The 15,193-nt window shown below is 51.7% G+C and carries 9 protein-coding genes and 1 tRNA gene; 3 read left to right on the top strand and 7 right to left on the bottom strand.

The window, feature by feature from the left end:
* Nucleotides 1–564 precede the first annotated feature (564 nt).
* Both HW115_RS01195 and HW115_RS01190 read right to left on the bottom strand, forming a co-directional pair.
* Nucleotides 565–1,548 (bottom strand): malate dehydrogenase, encoded by a 984-nt coding sequence (locus HW115_RS01195; protein WP_227021207.1) that lies wholly within the window; start codon nucleotides 1,546–1,548, stop codon nucleotides 565–567.
* A gap of 68 nt (nucleotides 1,549–1,616) precedes the next feature.
* Entirely contained in the window at nucleotides 1,617–2,555 is a 939-nt protein-coding gene (locus HW115_RS01190) for a bifunctional riboflavin kinase/FAD synthetase (RefSeq protein ID WP_178930750.1), read from the bottom strand.
* Between the two features lie 248 nt (nucleotides 2,556–2,803).
* Here HW115_RS01190 and HW115_RS01185 point away from each other — a divergent pair, with 248 nt between their 5' ends.
* The 3 genes from HW115_RS01185 to HW115_RS01175 all read left to right on the top strand — a co-directional run bounded on the left by HW115_RS01185 (nucleotide 2,804) and on the right by HW115_RS01175 (nucleotide 4,687).
* Entirely contained in the window at nucleotides 2,804–3,013 is a 210-nt protein-coding gene (locus HW115_RS01185) for a hypothetical protein (protein ID WP_178930749.1), read from the top strand.
* A gap of 242 nt (nucleotides 3,014–3,255) precedes the next feature.
* Entirely contained in the window at nucleotides 3,256–4,464 is a 1,209-nt protein-coding gene (locus tag HW115_RS01180; RefSeq protein WP_178930748.1) for a Rid family hydrolase, read from the top strand.
* 147 nt (nucleotides 4,465–4,611) lie between these two features.
* Nucleotides 4,612–4,687 (top strand) — tRNA-Lys (locus tag HW115_RS01175).
* A 131-nt stretch (nucleotides 4,688–4,818) separates the two neighbouring features.
* Here HW115_RS01175 and HW115_RS01170 read toward each other — a convergent pair.
* The 5 genes from HW115_RS01170 to HW115_RS01150 all read right to left on the bottom strand — a co-directional run bounded on the left by HW115_RS01170 (nucleotide 4,819) and on the right by HW115_RS01150 (nucleotide 15,144).
* A complete protein-coding gene (locus HW115_RS01170; protein ID WP_178930747.1) occupies nucleotides 4,819–5,481 on the bottom strand; it encodes a hypothetical protein in 663 nt (220 codons plus the stop codon).
* 77 nt (nucleotides 5,482–5,558) lie between these two features.
* The gene (locus tag HW115_RS01165) at nucleotides 5,559–9,077 is read right to left on the bottom strand and encodes a hypothetical protein (protein ID WP_178930746.1); all 3,519 of its coding nucleotides are present in this window, start codon (nucleotides 9,075–9,077) and stop codon (nucleotides 5,559–5,561) included.
* 250 nt (nucleotides 9,078–9,327) lie between these two features.
* On the bottom strand, nucleotides 9,328–9,984 hold the full coding sequence (locus tag HW115_RS19670; protein WP_227021206.1) for a PEP-CTERM sorting domain-containing protein: 657 nt from the start codon (nucleotides 9,982–9,984) through the stop codon (nucleotides 9,328–9,330).
* 180 nt (nucleotides 9,985–10,164) lie between these two features.
* Nucleotides 10,165–10,647: a glucoamylase family protein gene (locus HW115_RS01155; RefSeq protein ID WP_227021205.1), complete on the bottom strand. Its 483-nt coding sequence runs from the start codon at nucleotides 10,645–10,647 to the stop codon at nucleotides 10,165–10,167.
* A gap of 87 nt (nucleotides 10,648–10,734) precedes the next feature.
* Nucleotides 10,735–15,144, bottom strand: a complete 4,410-nt coding sequence (locus HW115_RS01150; protein WP_178930744.1) for a sulfatase-like hydrolase/transferase — start codon at nucleotides 15,142–15,144, stop codon at nucleotides 10,735–10,737.
* Between the last annotated feature and the right edge of the window lie 49 nt (nucleotides 15,145–15,193).

Raw genomic sequence — 15,193 nt, 5'->3', positions numbered from 1 at the left:
TTTTTCTTGAATGCCCACAGAGGGCTTAAAACGCCTTTTGACGAGGCAGCCCCCAAGCATTCTGATGGGTTAATCTTCTGGAGTCAGTGATGGTGGATTGAAGTAATACCAAGTAGTAAAACAGACGGGACGATAGCCGAGATGAATGAGTTCTTTGGTAAGGCGCGACGAAGGAATGGTGCGGGCACCATGACTAAGGAGAAACAAAGCCAAAGGAGTCATTCATCCGGAACTCTCATGGATCACGCAGTGCTTTTCCAAATACCTCAACAACGATCAATCGTCTCGTCTGTTTTGCGGAGTGGTATAAAATACCCTTCCGCGGCCCCTCACTCTTTCATCAGCGAATCAACAATTTTCCTGAACGTTGTATATCATCGGAATCGCCGCTCCCGATTCATTTGCTTTGTCGATCCTCACCATCGTTCCCCTTTGATGGGCTAGCTCGCTGAGTTGACTCTGATCGCCAAGTTTTTCGTCCTTCTTTGCGGACAAAAAAATATCGCGGAATGCACACTGGTTGCATTCCGCGATATGAAATTGTAAACAACGAATGGAAAGCGTTTAGAGGAGGTCGGCTACAGCCGCTTTCTCGTCGCGAAGCTCCTGCACGGTAGCATCAAGCTTCTCCTTGGAGAACGCATCGAGTTCAACACCAGGAACAACGTCCCAGTTGCCTTCAGCGTCTACGCGGATGGGCATCGAAGCGATCAGGCCGGCATCAATACCATAGGAGCCGTCAGAACAAACAGCAATGCTGGTCCAGTCACCCTCAGGAGTCGGATTGGTCAGGCTGCGAACCGTGTCCACAACGCCATTGGCAGCAGAGGCCGCGGAGGATGCTCCACGAGCTTTGATGATGGCGGCACCACGCTGTTGCACGGTTGAGATGAACTCACCCTGAAGCCACTCGGTATCCGTGATGGTTTCGGTCACGGGCTTGCCGTTGATCTTGGCATTGGTGTAATCAGGATACTGGGTCGCAGAGTGGTTACCCCAGATGCACATGTTGGTGATGTCGCTGTTGTGGACTCCACCTTTGGCTGCGAGCTGTGATTTGGCACGGTTCTCGTCCAAACGGGTCATTGCGAAGAAACGGTCATTTGGCACGCCTTCAGCACTGTTCATGGCGATCAGAGCGTTGGTGTTACATGGGTTTCCTACGACGAGCACGCGAACGTCATCGGCTGCAGTCGCTGCAATCGCTTTGCCTTGGCCGGTAAAGATACCGCCATTGACCTTAAGCAAATCACCGCGCTCCATTCCAGGACCGCGTGGCACAGAGCCAACAAGCAGTGCCCAGTTGGCGCCTTTGAATCCTTCCTCAAGGTCGCTGGTAGCAACAACATCATTGAGCAAAGGGAAAGCACAGTCATCAAGCTCCATGATCACACCTTGCAAGGCTTTCATGCCTGGCTCGATTTCGATCAGTCGGAGGTTAACGGGTTGCTCGGGGCCGAACATAGAGCCCGAAGCAATACGGAAAAGAAGTGCGTAGCCGATGTTACCGGCGGCACCTGTCACGGAAACAGTGATTGGTGTTTTCATAATGGTTTATGGGTCGGGGATGATCTAGCCTCGGACACTGACAAGGTCAACCTGTTATCGAGCAATTATCATATTCCGCTCCAATTTCGGCAAAATGCGACATCTTCTGCGATTTGGGCTTTTAATGCGTCCAGTCCTTCAAAGGTTTGTTCCCCCCTCACCCAATGCAAAAAACGAACTTCCATGCCCTGACCGTAGAGGTCTCTCTCGCAATCGATCAGATGCACCTCCAGAAGCCTCCGCCCCTGCTTGCCATCCACTGTGGGACGAACCCCCAGATTCCCGGCCCCTCTCACAATTTCCCCTTGATCCAGAGTGACATCAACCACCCACACGCCGTCAGGCGGTAGCTGTTCGTTATAAACTCGTAAGTTGGCCGTGGGAAAACCTATCGAACGTCCCAACTGCTTGCCCTCGATCACGGTGCCCCAAACGCTGAATTCGCGACCCAGCATCTCTGAAACAGCGTCGAGGTTGCCATCCCGGATGGCCTGTCGAATACGGGTGCTGCTTACCCGCTCACCTTCGAGCCTAACCGGGCTCGCTGTCTTGACTTCAACGCCATACGCCAAACCGAAGTGTTTGAGTAACTGCACATCACCCCGGCGTTTACGCCCAAACTTCCAATCGTCCCCCATACTCAAGGTCTTGAGTGAGCCGCACGCGTTTTTCAATTCCAATAAAAACTCTTCGGCCTCATATTCAGCAAACGCCTCAGTAAAGGGAATGACGATAAGCAATTCCACGCCCAGTTCGGCCAAAAGATCTTCTTTGTGCTGAATCGACGCCAAAATGCGTCGCGGAGCATTCTGCGGGGCTAAAACCCGAATCGGATGCGGTTCGAAGGTCAAAACCCCGGCAATCCCGCCCTGGGCGCGAGCTGACTCTACCACCTGCTGAATCACCGCCTGATGCCCGATATGAACACCATCGAAGACTCCAAGAGCCAAATGAACCGAGTCTGAAATGGCAGGAAGCTCCTCTAAACTGTGGATGGTCTGTATCATGCGCTTGTCATACGACGGGGCCTTGCTCCCCCCTTTCATCAACCCAAGATAACAGAATGAAAAGAATAAAAATTAAAATCTATCCAAAGTTTCAATACTCCTTCTCTCCCTCATTCTGGGCATCGAGACAAATCAGTCTATTTTTTCAATTTCTTACTTTTGAAATTTGAGATTTCATTTACTATATGTATTGGACTGCTTGGATACCCCTCCATGTTGATCCCATAACCCCCCACCCCCTTAAACCGATGAAGCTGATTGAATTTTTAGCCCATGGGAAGCCATACCTCGTCAACCCGCACCAAATTGTCAGTGTCAGCGCCGATGAAGGTGAGAACCCACACATTAGCATCACTCTCAGCGCACGTACGGCCACTGGAGCACAGGAACATGTCAATCTGAGGCAAGATGAAGCGATTGCCGCACTCAATGCCCTCAGAGAAATTCGAGACCTCTAGGCAGAGAACTCCCATTTTTAATCCATCCGCAGGCGCGCCCTCATATCTGCTGAGTGCGCTGTCATTTCCCGTTGTACTTCTATCCCGGCGTGTGGTCACGGCTCTGTGACGCAATGGCTTGATTCATTCTGAACACGATATCTGGATCCAAACTCGGCTCCCTAGATCCAAACACGGTTCCGCCTGTCAATTCTTTGCAAGGACAAGGGCTCGACATCCGTAATAATGTCACCTACAGACCTATGTCACCCGTGATCCTAAAAAACAATCTTAGCGAGCCCAATCCGGACTCCCACCGACCACTGCCCGTCGCTATCCAATTTTCGCGCTTCCGCGGCAAGGATGGAGTGGAAGAGATCCAGTGGATGATCCGCCCCACCGAATACGCCCATTTTGATATTCAACTCAAATGGGTCCGCGAGGCATACGAACAAGCCGTTCAATCCATGGGCCTGGAGATGGATTCCGCCGTCTGGCGTCGATTTCTCTGTAGTGACCTGATTAATCAGGAAGCCGCACTCAGAGGCCAAAGCTTTTCCGACCCCGATGTGCCAAACCAGAACTGTGCCATTTCCTGGGTTCGTCAAGTTCCAGCGCCCCCGTCAAAAGTCACCCTTTGGGCATCCCACCTCCGTATTCCGGGAGAAAAGCTTTCTAAATCCTACAACAACCGGACCCTGAGTCTGAAAAGAAAAGACCTCACTCACCATTGGAGCACAGGTATCACTTCTCCGGAATCTGTGGATTCTCACGCCCAAACTCAAGGGATCTTCAAAAAATATGGAGATTTTCTCAAGTCCGAGCAAATGACACTGGCCGACCATGTGGTGAGGACCTGGTTTTTTGTTCAGAATGTAGACAATAATTATGCCGGGATGGTGGATGCCCGCAACGAAGTATTTGAAGCTGAAGGCCTGTCTGCAGACACCCACTACATTGCAAGCACAGGAATTGAGGGGGGCTATACGGATGCACCAACCAACACCTTGCTGGATGCATACGCAATTGGGGGGCTAAAACCAGAGCAAATTCGCTATCTCCACGCACTCAAGCACCTCAGCCCAACACACGTGTATGGCGTTGCCTTTGAGCGCGCGACAGCCATTGATTACCGGGATCGTACCCAGATCTTCATTTCAGGCACAGCGAGCATTGATGACCAAGGCGTCACCTTGCACCGCGGGGACATCCATCGCCAACTTGAACGAACACTGGAAAACATCGAGGCCCTGCTCCTCGAGGCCGACGCCACGCTGGACGACATGCAAGTGTTCATTGTCTATTTGCGAGACCCTGCGGACGAAGTTGTCGTGCGGCCGGAAATTGCACGTAGATTCCCAGAACTTCCCTTCGAAATTGTCACAGCGCCGGTCTGCCGACCGGGCTGGCTCATTGAGATTGAAGGCCTTGCTGTAATCGAGAATGATGCCCAGGAGCTTCCTCCTTTCTAGCTTGATCCAGCGACAAGACACAGAGGCATTTTATGGCATCAAAAAAATGCGAAAAAAGGTAAAAAGTATCTTGCCATCCTGAGAAAAAAATGTATTTTGCCGCCGCCGCGCGGCTCAAACAGCCGAACGACACCAAATCCAACCAAAGCGCAGATAGCTCAGTTGGTAGAGCAGTTGGCTTTTAACCAATTGGTCCTGGGTTCGAGTCCCAGTCTGCGTACCATATGCAAGCCCTTGAGTATCAACACTCAAGGGCTTGCTCCGTTTTGGGGATATGGCTCACTTGCCAACACATAATTAGGCAGACTGAAAGTTGCTTCCAAATGCCCCCGCGCATCATTGAGGCTGGCCTGACTAGAGGTCCAATCTCACCCCAGCGGTATCACCTCGTTCACGCAAGGTGGCAATTTTGACTTTATTCCCCGCACCTTTCCTTTGGTTAGGCCATATAAAATAGATATCCCTCGCATGGATGCTTGGAAAAACTCTGGAGCGTATCAGAGGCTCCATACGCTTACCGTAACGCATCGAAATTTTCAGCGGCAGGTTTCCCTTGAAGCCTTCAGGTAAACGATAACTTAGAATCTGATATGGTTTCAGCACCCGATCTATCTCCCTGCCCTGACCTAACTCAATGTGCAATGGTTTGTTTGTAAGATTCATCAGCTTCACTGTCCCATCAGTAAAATCACGAGGATCGTCTTCTAGCACTTTAAGACTGTAGGGTAAATCTGACTCCCCGTCCTTACCTTGGCGAATAAAAACAAGCAGGGGGTTCCGAAGATTTCCCTGCAGCATTACCTTGGCGAGAGGGACAATTTCTTGACCGGAAACTTGATCACGCTTTCTGAAAAAAATCATTTCCCTCTCCCCTCTGTACTTGAACGGAGCCGACCGCTTACCACTAGGTACTTCTATTTCGACAGAACCATTGTCCGTGTAATAATGAATCCCCTTGAGGTCTCCCGAAACAGAAAAGGTCCTGAACTGGATATCCACTTGTTTCCCTTTGGCCATCCCAGAATCCAGCAAAATCGTAAACAGTACGACAAATAAATACCTATAGTGCATACAACTCTCTTTCTAAATTACCTTTAAACCTCTTCCTTGCTGAGCCATCGGAATGATACAATTTTCATCCGCCGCCCAAACGTTTGATCGGCAGGCTGCCAAACATCATCGGTATCTGCAATCACAGGTTCAGGAACTCGCTGAACGATAGCCTCGCACCAAGCACGGGCCGTCACTTCTCCATTGGCATCAACCGCGTCACCGTAACTCCGAATAATAAAGGTGTCTGACCGAACGGTCATGGAAGCGCCAAGAGCTTGAAGTATGTCGCCCTGCAAGACATAGGAAGGTGACGAACTAGCCGCCGAGATACCCGTATTTTTTCCATCTCCAAGGTATGCGTGTTGCTCAGGCTGTGAGCCGTAAAGGGAGCAATCATAGGTACCATAGTTGTCCATGGTCTCATTGAGGCCACTCACCTCAATAGCCGCCTGAAGAATACCTCGTTGTTTTACCTCGTCATTACCAGTCAACATCCGGTTGACAAACTGCCCCATGGTCAAACATGGGGTGACAGCAGCTTCCCCCTTACGAAGTTTCGCCCTGCTTTGTAGTTGAGTTACGATCTCCTTGGCCAGTTCCTCGACCTGTGTATCACTTAGCTGTGAAAAACCCGTCCACGCCCTTTCGTTATCAGCTACAGGATCTTGCCCCCCTTTATCCACCGACAAGGTCATACGGGGAAAAGCACTCACCTCATCATTTTTATCGACCCCACTCGCAGTACGAAGGGTGGCATCCCGATAACCTGACAAAAACGCGCTCCAAGCTTCCACTGATGTGGAATTTACGTTGAAACCACCCGCAACTCCAAGGTGCGCGGCGCTCATCTGAAAATGCTTCAATTCTTGTTCTCTCTTCGCCCCCTGCGATTGATCAGTAATCAAGCGCATGCGGCTATTCCCCAAAGGCTTTTTCCCTGAAACAAATTCTGAAACAACACGTTCAATATCCTTGATCGGGGCGAGGGTTAGCGAAGCATATGACGCGTCTTCAGGCCGGGGTGTGATGGATGAAAAAAAGTAAGCATCCCAGAGGGCTCTGTTGGTCATATAGGACAAATCGTAATTTTGCTGACCAAAGACGGGTTCTACTATTTTTGTGTGATCTCTCATGGTCAAGTTCGGCAATGAATTTCCTATCGCCAAACCCGGCTGGTATCCTTCTACCGCGATGTTTGCGTGTTGAAGCGCTCCCAGAGAAAAAACCGGGGCGGTCGGGACTTCCAGCACGGTCGAGTAACGCTCGCCTGCCGCTCCATTGTTGCTCCCCCATGTTCCGTAGTTATCGATAAATGCATTTTGAAAATACGGGTAGCCTACTTGCCCGTAATCCATGTGAGAATGGGTAATATTCGAGTACATCCCAGCCCCTGGAATCCTGTTGCAATTCGAAATCACCCCCAGCACATTCGAATCCGAAGAGCTCAGCGGGTTGCCCATCACGAAAGAAGATGGGCCCACAACCGTAGCTACCGACCTGTTTCCATTTGGGGTCGTCTCGTAGCGATCAAACTTTGCTGGCTTCACAAACCGGTCATCAACAACAACGGGAGTGATCGTCATCAGGTCTTCGACATGGTGGGAAGGAGCGTTCCAAGCATCACTCCAACCGTTCGTGGTCAACGCCCCCGTCGAATACTGTGGGCGCCACTGCGACAAACCGCTCCACACTGTATTGTATCCGCCCCGTGCATGTTCATAGAGTTCAAAATCTTCCTTGGCGTATGCCCCCCACCGCAGTGATATCTGGAGCTGAGAGCCCGAAGGGATCTGTGAAATGGCAGCTGTCGGCCCACCCCCATTTCCCGTTACGTAGGTCAGATCGACGGTGAGTGCCATTTCATCAGGCTGAAAGGCATCCCCGAGCTCTTTCATTTTCATCGCAGTTCCCCAACTCTGCTGGCGGCTTGGCACAAAGATTTTCATCTCGCCTGGAGCAAAATCCACAGCATGGTCGACCACAAACTGAGCTTCACCATTGCGATCGCCGCTGGTAATAGGCTTGGCTTCATCATTGGCATCCAACAAAGATCCGAAATCAATCTTCTCTGGCCAACTTCGATTTTTACGAATCCACAGCTGCGCTTCAGAAATATTCTTCAGATAGCGCATACCGTCCACACGCATTCTGACATTGTAAGGGTTGTGCACATAAAGAATTGGCTGCAGCTTCAAGTGCAGATTGTATGTATCATCACTAAAATCATCAGGTGTAGCATCAGCAAGAGGCACCGCCTGCACACTGAAATACATCATCACACGGTTTAGATAAGGAGTGACATTGCCTTTCAATAAACGCGTCACTGGAAAATCTCCAGATCCCCACCAAACGGGTTTGATTCTTTTGCTCGTATTAGGATCGGTATGTAAGCCCCAGTGCCAAGCATGAATACAGGCCGTACGACGCCACATTCCCTGGCCAAACTCGGTTTTATTAGGGAAGCTGGCATGGGCCACTTTCATGGGAGACGCACCATCTCCCCTGATTGTTTTATACTGACGATAATGATTACGGAGCAGGTCTATCGTAGGTCCATGTATTCCCTGATCATAAAACAAGAGTCCTTTGGGTATTTCTTTTGCATCACTGACCGGTGTTTGTGCATTGACGTAGGGCGCGTAATTGGCGGGATCAATGGCCTCGAAATCTTCATCCGTCATTTCAAAAAGCAAAGACAAATCCGTTTTTAGTCCCCCCTGTCTCGTGTCCGTCTGCAATGCCAACGAGTGCACCGTCATGCTGTGGAAATGATCCTTCAATGCTTGAACGGAGGCACCTCTCAATTTACCTGCGGTACCGGTGGTCACCATCTTGCGGATTTCATGCCCCGTGCTATCCACGGATTCAAAACCCGGGATGACCTCGATTGAAGATCGCTGCGTCCCCTGCGAAGCCAGATTAGCATCTTGCTGGATATTTTGCATATCCACCCTGGCTTTGACCCCCTCATCGCCGACCCACCATGCATAGTGACCTGCAAGGCGCGAACCGGCCATCCCTGATTCTCTTCCCATCACTCGCACCCGTTCGACAAGCACTTCGCTTTTGGTATCGACCTTCGTATTCGCGGAACCTGCACCCACCAGACGCACCCATGTTTGATCGCCTGTCGGAGCATTCGACTGGATGCTCTCGTAGGAAACTTCCCCCCCTAAGGCCCTAGAAACCAACCAACCTTCAAATGTTCCATCAGGCTCATCGTCCCCATCCTCATCCTCCGAACTCCAGGCCCCCACCCAATGCGACTTACCATGACCGGCTTCTCCCGTCATTGCCCCTTCGGCTGACACCCTCTGATCAGGGCCCATGGTGAGCTGCAGCTCCCCAATGGCATGCATCAAAGCCAAGCGAGCATTGGCTCGGGCCACCTGCACTTGTTCATCCTGCCCGGACTCACGCAGTGTAATGGTCGACAGGCTCAACATGGAGAGCGCTACCATCAACAAGATTACCATCACCGACATCGTAGCCACCAGAGCAAAGCCTCCCCGTTGAACGGGACGTTGGCGAATCTGGATGACGGCAGTTGAAATTTTCACAGCGTTAATGTTAACGGTATCATTTAGTCATCACAATGTATCGCCAGAGCGTCAGATGGCAATATTTAATTTCAACAATCTTGCCCTGGATGGGTGGCATCCTTCGAGCCCGGATTGCACGTAAGCTGAAAAAAAACATCATTGTATGATGAAAACGCTCCTTGAGCTTGCTGCATTTCAAAAAAAACAGCCCCCGGTGACAGGGACTGGTTGATAAGCAATATTTATCCTGATATTTGGTTCAGGAGAACTAAAATGATTTGCGTCGGCGCATAAGTAGGGCTGCGCCACCGAGCCCGAGCAATGCCGCGGACGATGGTTCGGGAACGGCTACCAGTGAGACATTATCAACAAAGGCCGAAGCCTGGGATCCATTTTCAATATTGTCATCTGTTGCGTAATAAAAGAAGGCGCGTGCCTGAAGGGTTCCTGCCGGAGCGGTAACCGTTGATGTATCATAGTGGTGCCAGTTACTGTCGCTGGCGAGAGACGACACATCAACAGTCACACGTGAAATCTCGGTAGCTGTTCCATCAAGCCATATGAGCGCCATTCCAACCGTACCTCCGTTGGATTTGAAGTTGCTTTCCAATTTGAATCCGGCATCCAAAACATACTGCCCACCTGCAGAAACTGTTTCATCTTGATGAAAGTTACCGTCGAGATTGGCGACCCAACCTCTGATCCACGCCCCCTTATCACCTGTTTCTGCTGCCCATACGGCCTCCTGAATGATTGGATTGCTTCCATTTTGGACCCAGTGACCACTCGCATCAAGTGCTGAGCCAGAAGCTGACGCTTCAAAATTGCCGTCTCCTGTATCCCCTGCAATAAGAGTTGTCGCAGCTTGAGTCACTGATGCACCTGCAAACAGGGCAACAAGAGTTAATGTCGATGTTGGTTTCATGGTGTTGTATATTGGGCTGGATGAGGTGGACGTTGCATCAGTGCGATAACATTTCGCATTACAACTATCCAATAAGATTTCATTTATATGATATAGGTAACATCGCAAGAAAAAAGCTATCTTTTTTTTCAGTCGTAATAACCTATGAGCTCACATGTTCCAATCCTGCTACAAGAGCTGCTATTGAATAAGCCGGGTCAGCTTTCTCACTTCAGGAGCGCGCATGAAAACCGCCCAGCACATTCCCGTCCGTTGGTTCTCGATCATGGGAGCAATTGGCCCTACATCAATCCCAAGATAGGCATTTGCCACCCAGTTTCTGGAGGGGTTGAAAGCATCGTAAAAGCCAAAAGCCCCCCAAAGAAGATTCCCCCGTTTGTACATTTCGATCGCACAGCGATAGACCTCGTCTGGCAGGTAAGGCATCGATGAAAGAGCCGCCGTCAGAGCGATGGCACCAGTATCCATGCGCCCAGGCGTGTGACCTCGATACCCTCGATACCCTCGATACCCTCGGTAATCCAACGGTTCACGGTTCCGGCAGATCGGCCACAATTCAGGGTGCTTCCCCCACTTTTTATGAGCATGCGTAAACGAATGAGCACCGTTGAGAAAGCCATAAAAAATAATCAAACCCACGGCTGTTTGGCCTGAGCGGTTCATCCAGACCCAGGTGCCACTTCCCAATGACTCCCGTATGGTAATCGCCCTAAAGTGTGGCCTTTAGGGCGATTTAGCAGGAGATTATTTTTAATATTTAAAGGTGCGCGTTTGCTTGATGTCGCGCGAGGAAGAGCCGATCTCGATGCGGTAGGTTCCACGGGTGGCTTTCCAGTCGTGAGTTGCTATGTCCCAGTAGGAGAAATCGCGTTCTGTGAGCTGCATTTCGACGGTTTTGGTTTCGCCGGGCTGCAGGAACACTTTGCCGAAATCTTTCAGCTCGCGCACAGGGCGCTCGACTTCGCCTTTTGGCGGCGCAACGTAAAGCTGAACGACTTCCGCTCCGGCGACTTTGCCGGTGTTGGTTACAGAAGCTTTCACTATCACTTTTCCTTTTTCTCGGGAGAGTTTCGGTTTTCCGACCTTGAAGGTGGTGTAGCTCAGTCCGTGTCCGAACGGGAATTGTGGCTCGATGTTTTTGGCATCAAACCAGCGGTAGCCCACGAAGACACCCTCTTTGTATTTCATATACTTGTCATTGTAATCATCCAGTGCATGTGCCGGAGAATCGGACAGCTTTTTCGGCATGGTAAACGTCAGCTTGCCGGACGGATTGACGTTACCGAAGAGCACGTCGGCGATGGCGTTGCCGCCTTCCTGTCCGCTGAAGTAATACTGAACCAGCGCCTTGGCCTCATCGATCCACGGCATCGCGACCGCGACCCCGCTGAGGTTGACGATAACGGCATCCGGTTTGGCTTTCAGCAGCGCGGCAATCGCGCGGTCGTCATGCGGGTAGAGTGCCATGCTTTTGCGGTCGACCGTTTCGCCTTCACAGACCGGCTGGCTCATGTCGTGGTTGTTTCCGGTGAAGTAGATCACGGCATCGGACTGCGTCGCTTCCGCAACCAGCGCGGTAAGACTCTGGGCAGATTCGATCAGCCCAAACTCGCAGAGCGCGTCGCCGGCAATTTCGAGGTATTCCACGCGCAGGGCATACTCCTTGTCTTTTTCCAGCTGAATCGTTCCTTTGGCAATCCGTTTTGCACCGGGCCGCCAGTTGTCAGCGACCAGCTGGCCGTCTACAAAAATGCGCACCCCGTCGTCGATTTTGGCGCCGAGTACGTATTCTCCGCTCTGATCCGGGCTGATGGTTGCGGTCCAGCGGATGGAGATGTTGTTTTGGCGCACCCCTTCCGGGAGCCGTTTTTTGCGCTTGTTGAAATCGATGTGCTTGTCGTATGCGGTATGAACCGGCGCACCCGTGAGTTCGGTGTTGTTGAAATATTCAACTTTAAATGCCGGCTGTCCGAACCCGACGCGCTTGGAGTTCGGATCCTGTGTTAGAATCCAGGTTTCCGGGAGCTGTTTAATTTGATCGCCCGCGCTTTTTACGTTGCGGAATGTCACCTGCACGTTGTCGCCGAGAAGCTCTTTTATTCCTTCGAGCGGGGTGACTTCATGTTTAGGGTTGGCGCGACCGCTGTGCCAGCCGGGGCACTGTTTGCGGATGGCATTGTCGCCGATGACGAGAACGCTTTTTACTGCCTCGCGGTTCAGCGGCAGTACGTCATCCTCGTTCTTGAGTAGGGTGATCGCGTCCTGAGCGATCTTGCGCGCGATGGCGGTGTGTTCCGGTGTTTCATACGCGCCTTTTTCGCGGTCGGTGTGGGTGCCGATAAACTTGGTTTTCGCCATCACATACAGCACGCGCCGGACTTTGTCGTCGAGCACTGCCTGCGGGATGGTTCCGTTCTTCACTGCCTCGAGCAGCGGTTTTTTGAAGTAGCGGATATTAGCGCCCATGTTCATTTCAAGATCCGTGCCGCCGAGTGCCCCTTTCATCGTGCTGTGCAGGCCGTCCCAGTCGGTTACCACTAATCCTTTGAATCCCCACTCTTTTTTGAGAATCTGGTTGTTCAGGTAGTCGCTATGACTGCACCATTCACCGCGTACTTTATTGTAGCCGCTCATCACGGCCAGTACGCCGCCTTCTTTGACGGCGGCCTCGAAGGCGGGGAAGTAGATTTCGCGCAGGGTGCGTTCGTCCGGATCCGAGTCGACTCGATAACGGTTCCATTCCGAGTTGTTCGCCGCAAAGTGCTTCACGGTCGCAGCGACATGGTTTTGCTGTAGCCCTTTAACGTAAGGCACGACCATTTTGGCGGCATGGGCCGGATCTTCGCCGAAGTATTCCCAGTTGCGGCCGCAGAGCGGTGTGCGGTGAATATTCACACCTGGCCCGAGCTGCATATCCTTGCCGCGGAAGCGTGCCTCTTTGCCCAGCGCATCCGCGAATTGCCGAACCAGCTCACGGTCCCAAGTCGCACCTGCAGCGGAGAGGGAAGGGAAGGCGGTGGCGGTCTGCTTTTTGCCTTCCTCGGTGGTCCCCCATTTCATACGCGCCACATCGCCGACCACGGTGCTGGAGTTGTCGACCATCGTGAACTCACGCTCAATCCCGACGCGCGGGATATTAGTGATCGTAAAGGTTCCGCTGCCGTGGCAGAGCGATATCTTTTCTTCCAGTGTCAGTTTGCCGAGCACTTCGTTCGCAAGCTTCATGGCCTGTTCGTCAGACACTTCGCCCGCAACCGTCTGTTCGGCGTGCTCGGTTGCGAAATTGAGTTTTCGGATACTTGGCCAAATGTAGGGGCCTTCGGTGGTTGTTCTAACTCGGTAATAGCGCTTTTCGGCAGAGACGTTATGTTTTGAGCCATGGGTGTCGGCATATCCTTCTGCCAGTGTTTCCCACGATGTAGCGTCGTCAGAACCTTCCACGATATATCCGTATTTTTTATCGCTGTGTTCCCATACGATCTGCACGCCTGAGACTGCGGTCGGTTTTTTATAATCAACTCTCAACCAGTGTCCGGCCTTACGGTCTGTTGCGGCCCAGCGCGTCGCTTCGTTTCCGTCGAATGCGTGCTCAACCGGATTGTGAGATTCTTCCGTTGAGGCAGCATATTCAGGCAGCTCAATGTCGCCAGGAAGCTTACGTATCCGTCCCTCTTTCCGGATGCGCCCAAGCGTGTGACGCATGATTGAGGCCATTTCCGGATATTGCGCGATCACATTGTTGGCTTCGCCGATATCCGATTCAAGATTGTAGAGCTCCTCCTGATGACCGGTCACATATTTCCACGGTCCGCGCCTCAGTCCTAAGGTTCTGAAGGACTCCTCGGGCATGAACGGCAAGCCGATTGGATCGTCTCCGAGAAATGCCTTGAGCATGTTGCGGCTATCCACCGCTTCGTTTGGTTTTAATTCAACCTCGAGCAGATCGGCAAACGATGCGATAAAATCGATTTGATTGACCAGTGCATTCGAGGTGCCCGGTTTGATTTTCGCAGGCCAGCTGATGATAAAGGGGACTCGGGTGCCGCCTTCATAGATCTGATATTTGCCGCCTCGGTAGGGGCCTGATCCGTCGTGACCGTGGTCTCCCTCTTGTGATGATTGGCGAACCGTGGATCCATCCTTATAGCCGTCGTCGTAAACCGGCCCGTTATCGGATGAGAAAATGATGATCGTATTCTCGCGCAGCCCGTGTTCTTCAAGCGTTTTCACGATCTCGCCAGTTACCCAGTCAAACTGCACCATGGCGTCGCCACGCTTGCCGAGGGATGTTTTTCCCTGAAACCGGGGGTGAGGCGCGCGCGGCACATGGATATCCTGCGAGGCGAAATAGAGGAAGAACGGCTTATCTTTTTTAGCGGCAATGTACTTTTTCGCCTGATTAACAAATTCATCCGCCATGGTTTCATCGTTCCAGAGCGCGGACTTCCCGCCCCACTGATAGCCGATGCGTCCGATACCGTTGATGACCGAACAGCTGTGCTGATGATCCGCTGCATAGTAGGTCTGCGCTTCCGGATTTTTGCGTCCGTCCGGATAGACGGTTCCCGTAAAACCAGCAGGTGCCACTGGTTCATGCGTCACATACAGTGGATCATTCGGGTCCAGATTCACTACATGATGATTTTCAAGGTAAACACAGGGCACTCGGTCGTTGGTTGACGGTAGCAGGAACGAGTAATCAAAGCCGATCTCAAGGGGGCCAGGCTTGACCGCTGCATTCCAGTCGGTTTTCACTCCTTGTTGACCGAGTCCTAAGTGCCATTTCCCGATGACTGCTGTATCGTATCCTGCCTTTTTGAACATTTTCGGCAGCGTCAGGATGTTGGTGGGAATACAGAGCGGGGCATCCGGTGGTAGAATGCCGACTCCCTGTCGAAACCCATACAGGCCGGTCAGCATCGAAAAGCGCGATGGCGTGCATGTTGCCGCGGTGCAGTGTCCATCGAGGAATTGTATGCCCGCTTTGGCCAGTCGGTCGATATTCGGCGTGGGTATTTTTTCGGAGCCATATACGCCGACATCACCGTAACCGACATCATCACCATAAATAAAAATAACATTGGGTGGTCTCGTTTCGGTGGCCACACTAGCTCCAGCCAGGCAAAGCCCGGCCAGTATCATTGCGCTTTTGTTCAACATAGTACCTCTTTTCGCAGTTTAAGGGTTTGCCCAATCGCCCTACAGCGTG

The organism is Oceaniferula marina (genome assembly GCF_013391475.1).
GTDB lineage: Bacteria > Verrucomicrobiota > Verrucomicrobiia > Verrucomicrobiales > Akkermansiaceae > Oceaniferula > Oceaniferula marina.
The sequence above is the reverse complement of the archived record's forward strand: the minus strand, read 5'-3'. Positions and strand labels throughout refer to the sequence as shown.